Source organism: Aeromonas bestiarum (assembly GCF_000819745.1).
In the GTDB taxonomy this organism is placed as follows: Bacteria; Pseudomonadota; Gammaproteobacteria; order Enterobacterales; family Aeromonadaceae; genus Aeromonas; species Aeromonas bestiarum.
Genome location: NZ_CDDA01000025.1, coordinates 137,384 through 150,184 on the forward strand (window position 1 = coordinate 137,384; position 12,801 = coordinate 150,184).

At 61.8% G+C, this 12,801-nt stretch carries 13 protein-coding genes; 9 read left to right on the forward strand and 4 right to left on the reverse strand.

The genetic code is table 11. The features are described 5' to 3' along the window. Positions 1 to 13: 13 nt before the first annotated feature. The 4 genes from BN1118_RS13190 (at position 14) to serA (ending at position 4,610) form a co-directional block, all read left to right on the forward strand. Positions 14 to 1,348: a Na+/H+ antiporter NhaC family protein gene (locus BN1118_RS13190; RefSeq protein WP_043556539.1), complete on the forward strand. Its 1,335-nt coding sequence runs from the start codon at positions 14 to 16 to the stop codon at positions 1,346 to 1,348. Between the two features lie 156 nt (positions 1,349 to 1,504). After that, positions 1,505 to 2,104, forward strand: a complete 600-nt coding sequence (locus BN1118_RS13195) for a 5-formyltetrahydrofolate cyclo-ligase (RefSeq protein WP_043556540.1) — start codon at positions 1,505 to 1,507, stop codon at positions 2,102 to 2,104. 240 nt (positions 2,105 to 2,344) lie between these two features. Continuing rightward, on the forward strand, positions 2,345 to 2,998 hold the full coding sequence (rpiA, locus tag BN1118_RS13200) for a ribose-5-phosphate isomerase RpiA (RefSeq protein ID WP_043139230.1): 654 nt from the start codon (positions 2,345 to 2,347) through the stop codon (positions 2,996 to 2,998). 379 nt (positions 2,999 to 3,377) lie between these two features. After that, positions 3,378 to 4,610: a phosphoglycerate dehydrogenase gene (serA, locus tag BN1118_RS13205; protein ID WP_043556542.1), complete on the forward strand. Its 1,233-nt coding sequence runs from the start codon at positions 3,378 to 3,380 to the stop codon at positions 4,608 to 4,610. Positions 4,611 to 4,784: 174 nt separating this feature from the next. Here serA and BN1118_RS13210 read toward each other — a convergent pair whose 3' ends face one another. Beyond that, on the reverse strand, positions 4,785 to 5,165 hold the full coding sequence (locus BN1118_RS13210; protein WP_043139224.1) for a diacylglycerol kinase: 381 nt from the start codon (positions 5,163 to 5,165) through the stop codon (positions 4,785 to 4,787). 153 nt (positions 5,166 to 5,318) lie between these two features. On the opposite strand from BN1118_RS13210, the gene BN1118_RS13215 reads away from it, so the two are divergent. Both BN1118_RS13215 and aac(6') read left to right on the forward strand, forming a co-directional pair. Continuing rightward, positions 5,319 to 6,383 carry a 3-deoxy-7-phosphoheptulonate synthase gene (locus BN1118_RS13215; RefSeq protein ID WP_043556543.1) on the forward strand — a complete coding sequence of 355 codons (1,065 nt, stop codon included), beginning with the start codon at positions 5,319 to 5,321 and terminating at the stop codon, positions 6,381 to 6,383. Between the two features lie 10 nt (positions 6,384 to 6,393). Continuing rightward, positions 6,394 to 6,855, forward strand: coding sequence for an aminoglycoside 6'-N-acetyltransferase (gene aac(6') / locus BN1118_RS13220; RefSeq protein WP_043556544.1), 462 nt, complete (start codon positions 6,394 to 6,396; stop codon positions 6,853 to 6,855). Between the two features lie 22 nt (positions 6,856 to 6,877). Here aac(6') and BN1118_RS13225 read toward each other — a convergent pair whose 3' ends face one another. From BN1118_RS13225 to BN1118_RS13235, 3 genes are all read right to left on the reverse strand, one after another. Further along, positions 6,878 to 7,687 (reverse strand): ATP-binding cassette domain-containing protein, encoded by an 810-nt coding sequence (locus BN1118_RS13225; RefSeq protein WP_052449199.1) that lies wholly within the window; start codon positions 7,685 to 7,687, stop codon positions 6,878 to 6,880. A 59-nt stretch (positions 7,688 to 7,746) separates the two neighbouring features. Continuing rightward, positions 7,747 to 8,754: a vitamin B12 ABC transporter permease BtuC gene (gene btuC, locus BN1118_RS13230; protein ID WP_043556546.1), complete on the reverse strand. Its 1,008-nt coding sequence runs from the start codon at positions 8,752 to 8,754 to the stop codon at positions 7,747 to 7,749. Between the two features lie 103 nt (positions 8,755 to 8,857). Next, a complete protein-coding gene (locus BN1118_RS13235) occupies positions 8,858 to 9,589 on the reverse strand; it encodes a substrate-binding periplasmic protein (RefSeq protein WP_043556548.1) in 732 nt (243 codons plus the stop codon). 113 nt (positions 9,590 to 9,702) lie between these two features. On the opposite strand from BN1118_RS13235, the gene BN1118_RS13240 reads away from it, so the two are divergent. The 3 genes from BN1118_RS13240 to glgC form a co-directional block, all read left to right on the forward strand. Further along, positions 9,703 to 10,059: a DMT family protein gene (locus BN1118_RS13240; RefSeq protein WP_043139210.1), complete on the forward strand. Its 357-nt coding sequence runs from the start codon at positions 9,703 to 9,705 to the stop codon at positions 10,057 to 10,059. A gap of 59 nt (positions 10,060 to 10,118) precedes the next feature. Beyond that, positions 10,119 to 11,258, forward strand: coding sequence for a type IVa pilus ATPase TapW (gene tapW / locus BN1118_RS13245; RefSeq protein ID WP_043556551.1), 1,140 nt, complete (start codon positions 10,119 to 10,121; stop codon positions 11,256 to 11,258). A 274-nt stretch (positions 11,259 to 11,532) separates the two neighbouring features. Further along, a partial coding sequence (gene glgC / locus BN1118_RS22070) for a glucose-1-phosphate adenylyltransferase (protein ID WP_043556553.1) occupies positions 11,533 to 12,801 on the forward strand: 1,269 nt, incomplete at its 3' end.

Consider the following 12,801-nt stretch of genomic DNA (forward strand, 5'->3'; position numbering starts at 1 on the left):
CACAGAGGAACACATGATCCAGACCCAACCCAGTGCCAGAGCCCTGCTGCCTCTTCTGGTCTTTCTCGCTCTCTTTATCGGTACCGGCACCTGGCTCACCCTGCAGGGGGTCGAGTTCGCCTTCTACCAGCTGCCCGCCCCCGTGGCCGCCCTGCCCGCCGTCATGCTGGCGCTGATGCTGGGGAAAGAGGGGTTCAACAAGAACCTGGAGACCTTCTTCAAGGGGGTCGGTGACAGCAACATAATGGCCATGTGCCTCATCTACCTGCTGGCGGGCGCCTTTGCCACCGTGGCCAAGGCCACCGGCGGGGTGGATGCCACCGTCGCCATGGGTCTGTCGCTGATCCCGGGCTGGTTCCTGCTGCCGGGGCTGTTCCTCATCTCTGCCTTTATTGCCACCGCGATGGGCACCTCCATGGGCACGATCGGTGCCGTGGCCCCCGTGGCCCTTGGTGTGGCCCAGGCCGCCGGCATAGATCCGGTCCTGATGGCCGGCACCATTCTCTCCGGCGCCATGTTCGGCGACAACCTCTCCATCATCTCCGACACCACAATCGCCGCGACCCGCAGCCAGGGCTGCGAGATGAAGGACAAGTTTCGCGAGAACTTCAAGATTGCCGCCCCCGCAGCCATCGGGGTGATCCTGCTCTATCTGACCCTGGGATCCGTAGGGGAGGCCCCCGCCACGACAGCCCATGCGGATCTGTTCAAGGTGATGCCCTACCTGCTGATCCTGGTGCTGGCCCTGTCCGGCATGAACGTTTTCATGGTGCTGGGCATTGGCATACTGGCCGCCGGCGCCGTGGGCATGGTCAGCGATTATCCGCTGGGCCAGTTCAGCAAAGACATCTATCAGGGCTTCACCGGCATGCAGGAGATCTTCCTGCTCTCCATGCTGATCGGCGGTCTCGGTGCCCTGATGGAACGCCAGGGCGGACTGGCCTGGATCAGCGAGCGGATCAGTGCCCTGATCGCCCGTTTCACCCGCCAGCACGATGGCGAACAGAACGAGAAGGCGGCCGAGCTCGGCATCGCCGGCGTGGTGGGGCTGACCAACCTCTGCACCGCCAACAATACGGTGGCCATTATCGTCGCCAGCAAGGTAGCACGGGAGCTGGCGGAGCATCACGGCGTCACCCCGCGCCGCGCCGCCTCCATGCTGGATATCTTCTCCTGCGTGGTGCAGGGCCTCATCCCCTGGGGCGCCCAGGCGCTGCTGCTGGGCTCCATCTTCGCCCTCTCCCCGCTGGCGGTGGTGAGCATGAGCTTCTATCCCATGGCCCTGGCGCTGGCGGCGCTGGTGGCCGTGTTCGTCAAGCATCAGATGGGCAAGACTGCTGACAAGTAACCCAATCCGCTGCAGGACGGGGCATTGAACCCTGCCCGGCGGCCCATTCAAGCAGGGCTGGTGGCGCTGTTCATCCCCCGCCAGCCTTGTTAAGGTAACCCCAGCCCGTTGCGGCAACCCATCTGCACCACACGGGTGCACACCAGAGGAGCCCCCATGCCGGATGATACCCAGCCTGAAAGACAATCCCTGCGCCAGCTCATCCGCCTGCGCAGAAAGAACCTGAGCCAGACCGAGCAGCAGGAAGCCGCCCAGCAGCTGGTTGCCCAGTTCAAGCAACATCCGGAGATACTGGCGGCCAGACGCATCGCCCTCTATCTGGCCAACGACGGCGAACTCAATCCCCTGCCCGCCATCCACTGGCTCTGGGCCCAGCAAAAGGAGGTCTACCTGCCGGTGCTGCACCCCTTCACCCCGGGTCACCTGCTCTTCTTGCGCTATACCGCCACCAGCCCCATGACCCGCAATCGCTACGGCATCGCCGAGCCTGAGCTGGACATGTCCCAGGTGGTGCCTCACAGCACGCTCGACCTTATTTGCACCCCACTGGTGGCGTTCGATGCCGAGGGCAACCGGCTCGGCATGGGCGGCGGCTATTACGATCGCACCCTCGCCTGCTGGCATGAACACAGACTGGGCCCCAAACCGCTGGGGCTCGCCCACGACTGCCAGCAGGTGGAGGCGGTGCCGCAGGAGGAGTGGGACGTGCCGCTGCCGCAGATCATCACCCCCAGCCGCTGCTGGCAATTTCCATGACCATCAGGCAGTCGGTCCGCACTGACTGCCTGCCCCTCTCTGTCTTGGGCTTGGCCTGCTCCGTTTTGCGTGCGATACCGCCACTTTTTCACACACCTCTGCCTCGCCCGGGCGACAGGGCTCAATAAACAGGCAAACGATTTACATCTTGGGGATTTTTGGGCCGGAACGTGAGCGCTGTGGTCGCCCTGAGGGGGATGCTTGGATATAATGCGCCCGCTTTTTCCCAAAGGATCCATCATGACTCAAGATGAAATGAAGAAGGCGGCCGGTTGGGCTGCGCTCAAGTACGTGGTTCCCGGCACCATAGTCGGGGTAGGCACAGGCTCTACCGTCAACCACTTCATCGACGCGCTGGCGACCATGAAGGACGAGATCAAGGGGGCCGTATCCAGCTCAGTGGCCTCCACCGAGCGCCTCAAGGGCCTTGGCATCCAGGTGTTTGACCTCAACGACATCGATGCCCTCTCCGTCTACGTGGATGGTGCCGATGAGATCAACGCCAGCCGCGACATGATCAAAGGCGGTGGCGCCGCCCTGACCCGCGAGAAGATAGTCGCCGCCGTGGCCGACAAGTTCATCTGCATCATAGACAACACCAAAACCGTGGACGTGCTGGGCCAGTTCCCGCTGCCGGTGGAAGTGATCCCCATGGCCCGCGAATACGTGGCCCGCGAGATCAAGAAGCTGGGCGGCAATCCAGTCTGGCGTGAAGGTGTGGTCACCGACAACGGCAACATCATACTGGACGTCAAGGGGATGGCCATCGAGGATGCCAAAGGGCTGGAAGTGCAGCTCAACGCCATCGTTGGCGTGGTCACCAACGGCTTGTTCGCCCACCGCGGTGCTGACGTTGTGCTGATCGGCACACCGGATGGTGTCATCACCCAATAAGGTTGTCTGCCAAGAAGCAGCTCAACGGCATCATGGTCGGCGTGGTCACCCACGGTCCCAATCCCGCCCACCGCGGTGCTGATCGGTACGCCGGACGGCGTGGTTATCCAGTAACACCGCTGGATGGGGGCAGCTCAGTTCGGCAGCCACCGCAGGCTTATGCCCCAAGATTGCCCCCTGAATGAAAGACGGCGCCTGATGGCGCCGTTTTCATTTATCCCTCAATGAGTTGCAAACTGTGGTTTACAACTATCGTTGAAAACTTCAAAGAATTTGACTTTCGTCACAAATATTCCCTCTCCCAACCGTTTTTGTTACTTTACGGTTTTCTTCACACACCATATCTGCACTCATTCTTTGCATACATAGAGGGATCGTCATGACTGCCAAGTTTTCGCTGGACAAGGATAAGATCAAGGTGCTGCTGCTGGAGGGAGTCCATCCCAACACGGTGGAAACCTTTCGTGCCGCCGGTTATACCAGCGTGGAGTACCTCAAGACCTCCCTGTCGGAAGAGGATCTGATCGAACGCATTCGTGACGTGCATTTCGTGGGCCTGCGCTCCCGTACCCAGCTCACCGAGAAGGTGCTGGATGCCGCCGGCAAGCTGGTTGCCATCGGCTGCTTCTGCATCGGCACCAACCAGGTCAACCTCGATGCCGCCCACCTGCGTGGTATCCCCGTCTTCAACGCCCCCTTCTCCAACACTCGCTCGGTGGCCGAACTGGTGCTGGGAGAGATACTGCTGCTGCTGCGTGGCATCCCGGAGAAGAACGCCAAGTGCCATCGCGGCGTGTGGGAAAAACTGGCCAACCGCTCGGTCGAAGCCCGTGGCAAGAAGCTTGGCATCATAGGCTACGGCCATATCGGCACCCAGCTCGGTATCATAGCCGAGAGCATAGGCCTCAAGGTCTACTACTACGACATCGAGAACAAGCTGTCGCTTGGCAACGCCATCCAGGTGCCGAGCATGGTCGAGCTGCTCAACATGTCTGACATCATCAGCTTGCACGTCCCCGAAACCGCCTCCACCAAGGATCTGATCGGTGCCGAGCAGCTGCGCATGATGAAGCCGGGCGCCATCTTCATCAACGCCTCCCGCGGTACAGTGGTGGACATAGATGCGCTGGCCGACGTCATCAAGAGCGGCCACCTCTCGGGCGCCGCCATCGACGTCTTCCCGAGCGAGCCCAAGTCCAACGACGAGGAGTTCCTGACCCCGCTGCGCGGCCTGGACAACGTGCTCCTGACCCCGCACATAGGTGGCTCCACCCAGGAAGCCCAGGAGAACATAGGGTTGGAGGTGGCCAACAAGCTGGTCAAGTATTCCGACAACGGCTCCACCCTCTCCGCAGTCAACTTCCCGGAGGTCTCACTGCCGGGCCACAAGGGTTCCAGCCGCCTGCTGCACATTCACCGCAACCAGCCGGGCGTGATGAACCAGATTAACCAGATCTTCGCCGAAGAGGGGATCAACATCGCCGGTCAATATCTGCAGACCAGCAGCCATATCGGTTACGTGGTGATCGACGTGGAGACGGAGCACAGCGAGAAGGCCCTCTCCAAGCTCAAGGAGATCAACGGCACCATACGTGCCCGGATCCTGCACTGATGCCCTGAGCCCGGCGCTCAGCCAACAAAAAGCCCGTCATCTGACGGGCTTTTTTTATGTCGCAGAGCCTGAACTGTGTCAGCTCCCTTTCCCCCTTGCAGAGAAGGGCTGGGGATCAGAGGCGAGAAAATACCTCCCTCACCCAGCCCTCTCGCAGAACAAAAGGCTACTGACTTACCACCAGCCCAGCAGATTGCGTCCCACCAGGGCACCCCACACCAGCGCATTGAGGGCCAATGCGATAAAGACGGCGGCGGAGCCGAGATCCTTGGCGCGGCCCGACAGCTCGTGATGCTCCGAGCCCACCCTGTCCACCACGGCCTCGATGGCGGAGTTGAGCACCTCGACGATCACCACCAGCCAGCTGATAACGATGAGCAGCAGGATCTGATTGAGGGAATCCCCGAGCCAGAAGGCCAGCGGCATCAACAGCAGGATCAGCACCAGCTCCTGCCGGAAGGCCGCCTCGTTGATCCAGGCTGACTTGAGCCCCTTCATGCTGTAACCGGTTGCGTTGATGATGCGGGTGACCCCGGTTGCCCCTGGCTTTGCCACGCTATCTACCTCATTTGGAATCGTTTTGGGGCTCACATCCTATCAGAGCCCCTCAAGGTTTCAATCAGGGGGTTTTTGCTTTATTTTATCCCCTTGCATTTTCGGCACGCCGTCGAGCAACAGCCCACGCCACCCACTCGAGAATTGAGTCGTATGTCCATTCACACCGATGAATTGCGCACCCGTCGCCTGGAGTCCCTGATCACTCCGAGCGAGCTCGCGCACGCCTTCCCTATCAACGACACCATTGCCCAGAATCTGCTGGATGCCCGCCGCGAAGTGGAAGCCATTCTGGCCGGTGAGGATCAGCGCCTGCTGGTCATCGTCGGTCCCTGCTCCATTCATGATCCGGCCGCCGCTCATGAGTACGCTCGCCGCCTCAATGTCCTGCGCGAGCAGTACAAAGAGAGCCTCAGCATCGTCATGCGCACCTACTTCGAGAAGCCGCGCACCATAGTCGGCTGGAAGGGGCTCATCAATGATCCGCGCCTCGATGGCAGCTTCGACGTCAACGAAGGGCTGAAACTGGCCCGCAAGCTCTTGGTCGACATCAACGAGATCGGCATGCCCACCGCCACCGAGTTCCTCGACATGGTGACCGGCCAGTACATCAGCGACCTCATCACCTGGGGCGCCATAGGGGCGCGCACCACCGAATCCCAGGTGCACCGCGAGATGGCCTCCGCCCTCTCCTGCCCGGTCGGCTTCAAGAACGGCACCGACGGCAACACCCGCATCGCCATCGATGCGGTGCGCGCCGCCCGTCACAGCCACATCTTCTATTCCCCGGACAAGGACGGCAAGATGACCATCTACCGCACCGCCGGCAACCCCTTCGGCCACGTGATCCTGCGTGGCGGCCACAGACCCAACTACGACACCGCCAGTGTCGACGAGGCATGCGAGGCCCTGGCTGACGTGGGTCTGCCCGAGCGGCTGGTGGTGGATTTCAGCCACGGCAACAGCATGAAGGATCACCGTCGTCAGCTGCTGGTGGCACAGGACATCTGCGATCAGCTGCGCCGCGGCCGCACCGGCATCGCCGGCATCATGGCCGAGAGCTTCCTGGTGGAAGGACGTCAGGACGTGGAGAACGGCTGCGCCGCCACCTTCGGTCAGAGCATCACGGATGCCTGCTTGTCCTGGTCCGACACCGAGACCCTGCTGGCCATGCTGGCAGAAGCCGCGCAGGCGCGTCTGCAACGCTGCGCGGTCTGAATCGGTGACAATGGCTCACACCGCCGTCTTTCAGATAGTGCCGCTGAGCCAGGCACGACTGGCGCAATGGGCAGCCCTGCGCCAGCTGTTGTGGCCCCATCATGACGCCTCGGCTCACCTGCAGGATGGTATCGATATGCTGGCCAATGCACGCCAGAGTGCCTTCCTTGCCCTCGATGAGCATGGACAAGCGGTGGGCTTTGCCGACGCAGCCCTGCGCCTGGATTACGTGAACGGCTGCGAGAGCAGCCCTGTGGTCTATCTCGAGGGGATTTATGTGCAACCACAGCAGCGCCGTCTGGGCGTGGCCCGGGCCCTGATCTCCCATGTGGAGCGCTGGGGTATCGAGCATGGCTGTCATGAGCTCGCCTCCGATACCGCCATCGAGAACCTCGCCTCACAACAGATGCACCAGCAGCTGGGTTTCAGCGAAACCGAACGGGTGGTTTTCTTCAAAAAGGCCCTTGGCTGACGCCAGGGGCCTTTCCTGTTTATCACAAGCTGGGCATAAACCAGACCCGGCCAGCCGCCTCGATACGATCCGTCTTTATCTGGAACACCCGCTCCAGCAAGGCTTCGTCGATAAGCGCTGTTCCCCCCTCGCTCACCACCCGCCCCTGTTGCAGACAGAGGATCCGATCCGCCCAGTCGATGGCCAGGTTGATGTCGTGGATGGCGAGCACCACCAGCAGTCCCTGCCGAGCCAGCGTCTTCAGCAGCCGCAACAGCGCCAGCTGATGGTGCAGATCCAGCCCCGCCAGCGGCTCGTCCAGCAGCAGCACCCGGCCTGCCGGATTGAGGCTGGGCCACAGCTGCAGCAGGGTGCGGGCGATCAGCACCCGCTGCTGCTCCCCGCCGGAAAGTCGACTGAAATCGCGCGCCAGCAGCGTGCTCAGCTCCAGTGCATCACACAGGGCGTCGATGGCCTCGCTCTGGGCCCGCTTCACATCGCGCTGCGTGCCGGCCTCCACCCCGTCGTCCAGCCCTATGGCCAGCACCTGAAACACCGGAATATGAAACAGCTGGGGCTGGCGCTGGGGCAGCATGGCGCGGCGCCGGGCCAGCTCGGGCCAGCTCAGATCGCTGACCGCCTCCCCGCAGAGCCGCACCCTGCCCGTTGCGGGCAGAATGCCGGCCAGGGCGCCGAGCAGGGTGGATTTGCCGCTGCCGTTGGGACCGAGCAGGGCCACCAGCTGGCCCCCCTGCCAGCACAGATCGAGCGGGGCCAATCGCTCGGGGATGGCGAGGGCGTGCGCCTCGATCAGAGGAGCCGGTTCAAGCGCAGAGGGATCAGCGGGCAGCATAAGCACCTTGCCTCAGCAGCGGGTAGACAGCTTGTGCACGTTGGCATTCGGGCCGGTATTTATGCGGTGGCATGGGCATCTTGTCTCAGCAGCAGGTAAATGAAGAGCGGCGCCCCCACGGAGGCGGTGATGACACCGATGGGCAGCTCGCCTGCACTCAAGGCCGAGCGCGCCACCAGATCGGCACCTAGCAGCAAGGCGCCGCCCCCCAGTGCCGAGGCGGGCAGCAAAAAGCGCTGATCGCTGCCGCCGCACAGGCGCAGCAGATGGGGCACCACCAGCCCGACGAAGCCGATGACACCGCACAGGGATACCGCCAGGCCGGTGAGCAGACAGACCGCCAGCACCAGCCGCACCCGCATCCTGTCCACGTCCAGTCCCATCAGGCGGGCCTGGGTCTCCCCCAGCAGCAGTTGCTGCAAGGCCTTGCCCTGCCAGCCGAGCCAGCCAAGGGCGAGCGGGAACAGCAGCCACCACCAGGCCAGTTGCTGGCTGCCGTAGGCGAGGCTGCCCATCATCCAGAACATGTATTCGCGCAGGGAGCCGTCGTCGGCAAAGTACATCAGCCAGGTCATGGCGGCGTTGGTGAGGATGCCGATGGCCACCCCGAACAGCAGCAGGCGGGCATGGCCGAGCCGGGCCCGGCGTGCCAGCCGTATGAGCAGCATGGTCACCAGCAGGGCGCCACCGAAGGCCGCCAGCGACAGCCCCCAGCCCGGCAGATAGACACCAAGGGCCTTGGCCACCGCCATCGCCACCATGGCGGCCAATCCCGCCCCGCTCGAGACGCCGAGCAGGCCGGGTTCAGCCACAGGGTTGTGCAGCATCACCTGCAGCACGGCGCCGCCACAGGCGAGCGCGGCCCCCGCCAACAGGGCCAGCAGGGCGCGCGGCAGCCGCAGCTCAAGCAGGATGCGCTGTTCTAGCTCCCCCATGGGTTGCCAGGGCAGCAGCACGAATTCGCCCCAGGCGAGGGAGAAGAGAAACAGCGTGAGGGTCAGCAGCGCTAGGCCGAGCAACCAGCCCCGCTGCCAGCGGCGCTGGCGGGCGAGCAGAGAGAGATACACAGAGGATCCCCGAACGTGAACAAGGCCCGGCGCCGATGCGGGATTGACCAGCCCGGCGCACAAGGATGAAAAACGCATGATAACAGCGTGTTACCACCCGAGGTCAAGGCTGGTAAGGCTTGGCTAGGGCCTGGATTTCGCCGCTGGCCACCAGCTCCTGCAACGCCAGCGCCAACGGCTGTCTGAGCGCCTGATGGGGTGAGTGCTTGCTCATGCCCAGATAGAGCACCACTGGCTGGGGCGGCTGATAGGCCGCCTTGATGAGGCCGGCCTCGTTGTGCAGGCTCAGGGCATAATCCACCTGGCAGTCTGTGCCTATCATCAGCGGCAGGTGGCCCCGCTGCACCATGCGCAGCAGCTGATCCTCGGTGGGCACGCCGTGCTTGTCGAGCCGGTTGTCGGTATCAAACGGTTCAAAATAGACGGAATTGAGCACATAGCCGACCTTCTGCCCCCGCAGGTCGGCGTAGGTGCGCAGGGTCGATACCGCCGCAGCCTTGCCATAAAACGCAGGCCGACACTGGTAATAGGCCGGTTGCAGATAATCGATGAACTGTGCCCGCTCCGCCGTCATGGCCAGCCCTATCATGAGGTCGACCTGACCGGTCTGCATCTGCTTGAGCGCCCGTCCCCAGGGCACGCGTTTCACCTCGAACGGTATGCCGCTGCGGCGCTGCAGCCGTTGCAGAATGTCCATGTCCAGCCCCCGGAACTGACCGTCCGGTTGCGAGATCCGAAAGGGTGGCCAGACATCGGTGGCCACCGTCAGGGTCGGCGCCCCGTGCGCCAGGCAGGCAAACAGCAGACCAAGCACACCCCAGCTTGTCTTGCCCATCCCGTTGAACCTCGTGTTACCCCATCCTTGATGGGTTAAAAATACCCTGCTGCCCCACTTATGGAAACCCGTGGTTCAGAGATAAAATGCGATTGATTTTAAAGGAGAACCTAATGAACCCTATCATTACCAGTATCGGTCTGTTGGTGTGCAGCAACGTCTTCATGACCTTCGCCTGGTATGCCCATCTTAAGAGCATGAACCACAAACCCTGGATCATCGCCGCCCTGGTGAGCTGGGGCATAGCCCTGTTCGAATATCTGTTGCAGGTGCCCGCCAACCGCATCGGCCATACGGTACTCTCGGTCGGTCAGCTCAAGATATTGCAGGAGGTGATCACCCTGACCGTGTTCGTCCCCTTCTCGGTCTTCTATCTGAAAGAGGATCTGAAGTGGGATTACCTCTGGGCTGGCCTGTGCATCATGGGCGCTGTGTTTTTTGTGTTTCGCGAGAAACTCACCGGCGCCTGAGGCTGTACACTCTATGACATTCAATGTAATGGCATCTGCTTGATAGACGAGGCAAAACCATGGAATTGCGAGACATGCTACAGATCCTGGCCCAGCAGGATGGCTCCGACCTCTATCTGTCGACCGGCGCCCCCCCTTGCGCCAAGTTCAACGGCGGCCTGCGTCCGCTCAGTGAAACGCCGCTCGAGCCGGGCGAGGTGGCAAAGATTGCCGCCGACATCATGGACGGCGAGCAGAAGCTGCAGTTCGAACGGGAGCTGGAGATGAACCTCGCCATCTCCTTGCCCCAGATCGGGCGCTTTCGGATCAACATCTTCAAGCAGCGCAACGAAGTGTCACTGGTGGCCCGCAACATCAAGACCGAGATCCCCCGCTTCGAGGATCTGAAACTGCCTCCCGTGCTGCTCGACACCATCATGGAGAAACGCGGCCTGGTGCTGTTCGTCGGGGGGACAGGCTCGGGCAAGTCCACCTCGCTCGCGGCCCTCATCGACCATCGCAACCGCAACAGCGGCGGCCACATCATCACCATAGAGGATCCGGTGGAGTTCGTTCACCGCCACCGCAAGAGCATCATCAACCAGCGGGAGGTGGGGGTGGATACCCGCAGCTTCCACGCCGCGCTCAAGAATACCCTGCGCCAGGCGCCGGACGTGATCCTCATCGGCGAAATTCGCGACCGCGAAACCATGGAGCATGCGCTGGCCTTCTCCGAAACCGGTCACCTCGCCATCTCCACCCTGCACGCCAACAACGCCAACCAGGCGCTGGATCGCATCATCAACTTCTTCCCGGAGGAGCGCCGCCCGCAACTGCTCAACGATCTTGGCAACAACCTCAAGGCCTTTGTCTCCCAGCGGCTGGTCAAAACCACGGACGGCGGCCGCCGGGCGGCGGTGGAGATCATGCTGGGCACCCACACCATCCGCGACATGATCAAACGCGGCGAATTTGGCGGCCTCAAGGAGGTGATGGAGAAATCCAAGGCCCTCGGCATGGTCACCTTCGACAGTGCCCTGTTCGATCTGGTGGTGGAAGGGGTGATAGAGGAGGAAGAGGCGGTGAAAAACGCCGACTCGGCCAACAACCTGCGCCTCAAGATCAAGCTGTGGAAGGAGAAGGGGCAGATTGCCAGCAGCAGCGATGCCACGGGTTGGAGTCTGGAGCCCACCAAGGATGAGAAAGACGAACTCTTCTAGTGCGAGTCACCCCCTCCCCCGTTAAACAGACACCCGCCCCGGCGGGTGTCTGTTTAAAAAAAGTGCTGTTTATTCAATATCATCTTCGCCCTCTCAACCCGCTGACAACCTGACATCTGGTGAACTATCGTGCTGCCTGCGACAGTTTCTGTCACCACAAATGACAAAATCATCACTCCGCCCAAAAACCCTGTGCGAAGTGTGACTGAAAGCACTTTCAAACCAGCTTCAAAGGAGGCACTATCAAGGGGATGTATCAATAAAGGGGTATTCAATGTTGTTACAACCTGCCAATACAGCAAAATCCAGACAGTTGCTGAACGAGACCATGGCCTTGGTTCTCGCAGGAGGGCGGGGCAGTCGCCTCAAGCAGTTGACGGACAACAGGGCGAAACCGGCAGTACATTTCGGCGGCAAGTTCCGCATCATCGACTTCGTGCTCTCCAACTGCATCAACTCGGGGATCCGCCGGGTCGGCGTGGTCACCCAATACAAGTCCCACAGCCTGCTGCGCCACCTGCAATCGGGCTGGTCATTCCTGCGCTACCAGATGAACGAGTTCATCGACTTGCTGCCAGCCCAGCAACGGGTGGACGAGGTCAACTGGTATCGCGGCACAGCCGATGCCGTCTATCAGAATCTGGATATCATTCGCGATCACGGCCCCAAATATGTGGTGGTGCTGGCGGGGGATCACATCTACAAGATGGATTACGCCGCCATGCTGCTTGACCACGTCAACATGGGCGCCAAAGTCACGGTGGCCTGCATCGAGGTACCACGTACCGAAGCGAGCGCCTTTGGCGTGATGGCGGTGGATGAGGATCGCAAGATCAACGCCTTCGTCGAGAAGCCCGCCAATCCGCCGGCCATGCCGGGCAAGGCCGATATGGCGCTGGCCTCCATGGGGGTCTATATCTTCGAGGCCGAGTATCTCTACCAGTTGCTGGAAGAGGATCTGGCCAACCAGGAATCCCACCACGATTTTGGCATGGACGTGATCCCGCGGGTGGTCAAGGAGGGCACAGCCTACGCCCATCCGTTCAGCCTATCCTGCGTCGGCTGCTGCCCGCAAAAGCGCCCCTACTGGCGCGATGTGGGGACTGTGGATTCGTTCTGGGAAGCCAACATGGATCTCGCCTCGGTGACGCCAGAGCTCGACATCTATGATCAGGAGTGGCCCATCTGGACCAGCCAGAACATGACGCCCCCCGCCAAGTTCGTGCAGGACAGGAACGGCCAGCACGGTATGACCATCAACTCCATGTTCGCCGGCGGCACCATCGTCAGCGGCTCCTTCATCGTGAGCTCTGTGTTGTTCACCAATGTGCGGGTCGACTCCTTCTGTACTCTGGATCAGGCGGTGATCTTCCCCGGGGTCGAGATAGGGGCCGGCTGCCGGTTGCGCCGGGTCGTGGTCGACAAGGGCTGCAAACTGCCGGAAGGCCTGGTGGTGGGGGAAAACGCCTGCGAAGACGCCCGCCGCTTCCACCGCTCCGAGCAGGGCATAGTGCTGGTCACCAAGGAGATGCTGGCCAAGCTG

Coding starts and splice junctions, on each gene's coding strand:
- serA (WP_043556542.1), top strand. CDS start 3,378: ATGACTGCCAAGTTTTCGCTGGACAAGGATAAGATCAAGGTGCTGCTG.
- BN1118_RS13240 (WP_043139210.1), top strand. CDS start 9,703: ATGAACCCTATCATTACCAGTATCGGTCTGTTGGTGTGCAGCAACGTC.
- BN1118_RS13195 (WP_043556540.1), top strand. CDS start 1,505: ATGCCGGATGATACCCAGCCTGAAAGACAATCCCTGCGCCAGCTCATC.
- BN1118_RS13225 (WP_052449199.1), bottom strand. CDS start 7,687: ATGCTGCCCGCTGATCCCTCTGCGCTTGAACCGGCTCCTCTGATCGAG.
- rpiA (WP_043139230.1), top strand. CDS start 2,345: ATGACTCAAGATGAAATGAAGAAGGCGGCCGGTTGGGCTGCGCTCAAG.
- BN1118_RS13215 (WP_043556543.1), top strand. CDS start 5,319: ATGTCCATTCACACCGATGAATTGCGCACCCGTCGCCTGGAGTCCCTG.
- BN1118_RS13190 (WP_043556539.1), top strand. CDS start 14: ATGATCCAGACCCAACCCAGTGCCAGAGCCCTGCTGCCTCTTCTGGTC.
- tapW (WP_043556551.1), top strand. CDS start 10,119: ATGGAATTGCGAGACATGCTACAGATCCTGGCCCAGCAGGATGGCTCC.
- BN1118_RS13235 (WP_043556548.1), bottom strand. CDS start 9,589: ATGGGCAAGACAAGCTGGGGTGTGCTTGGTCTGCTGTTTGCCTGCCTG.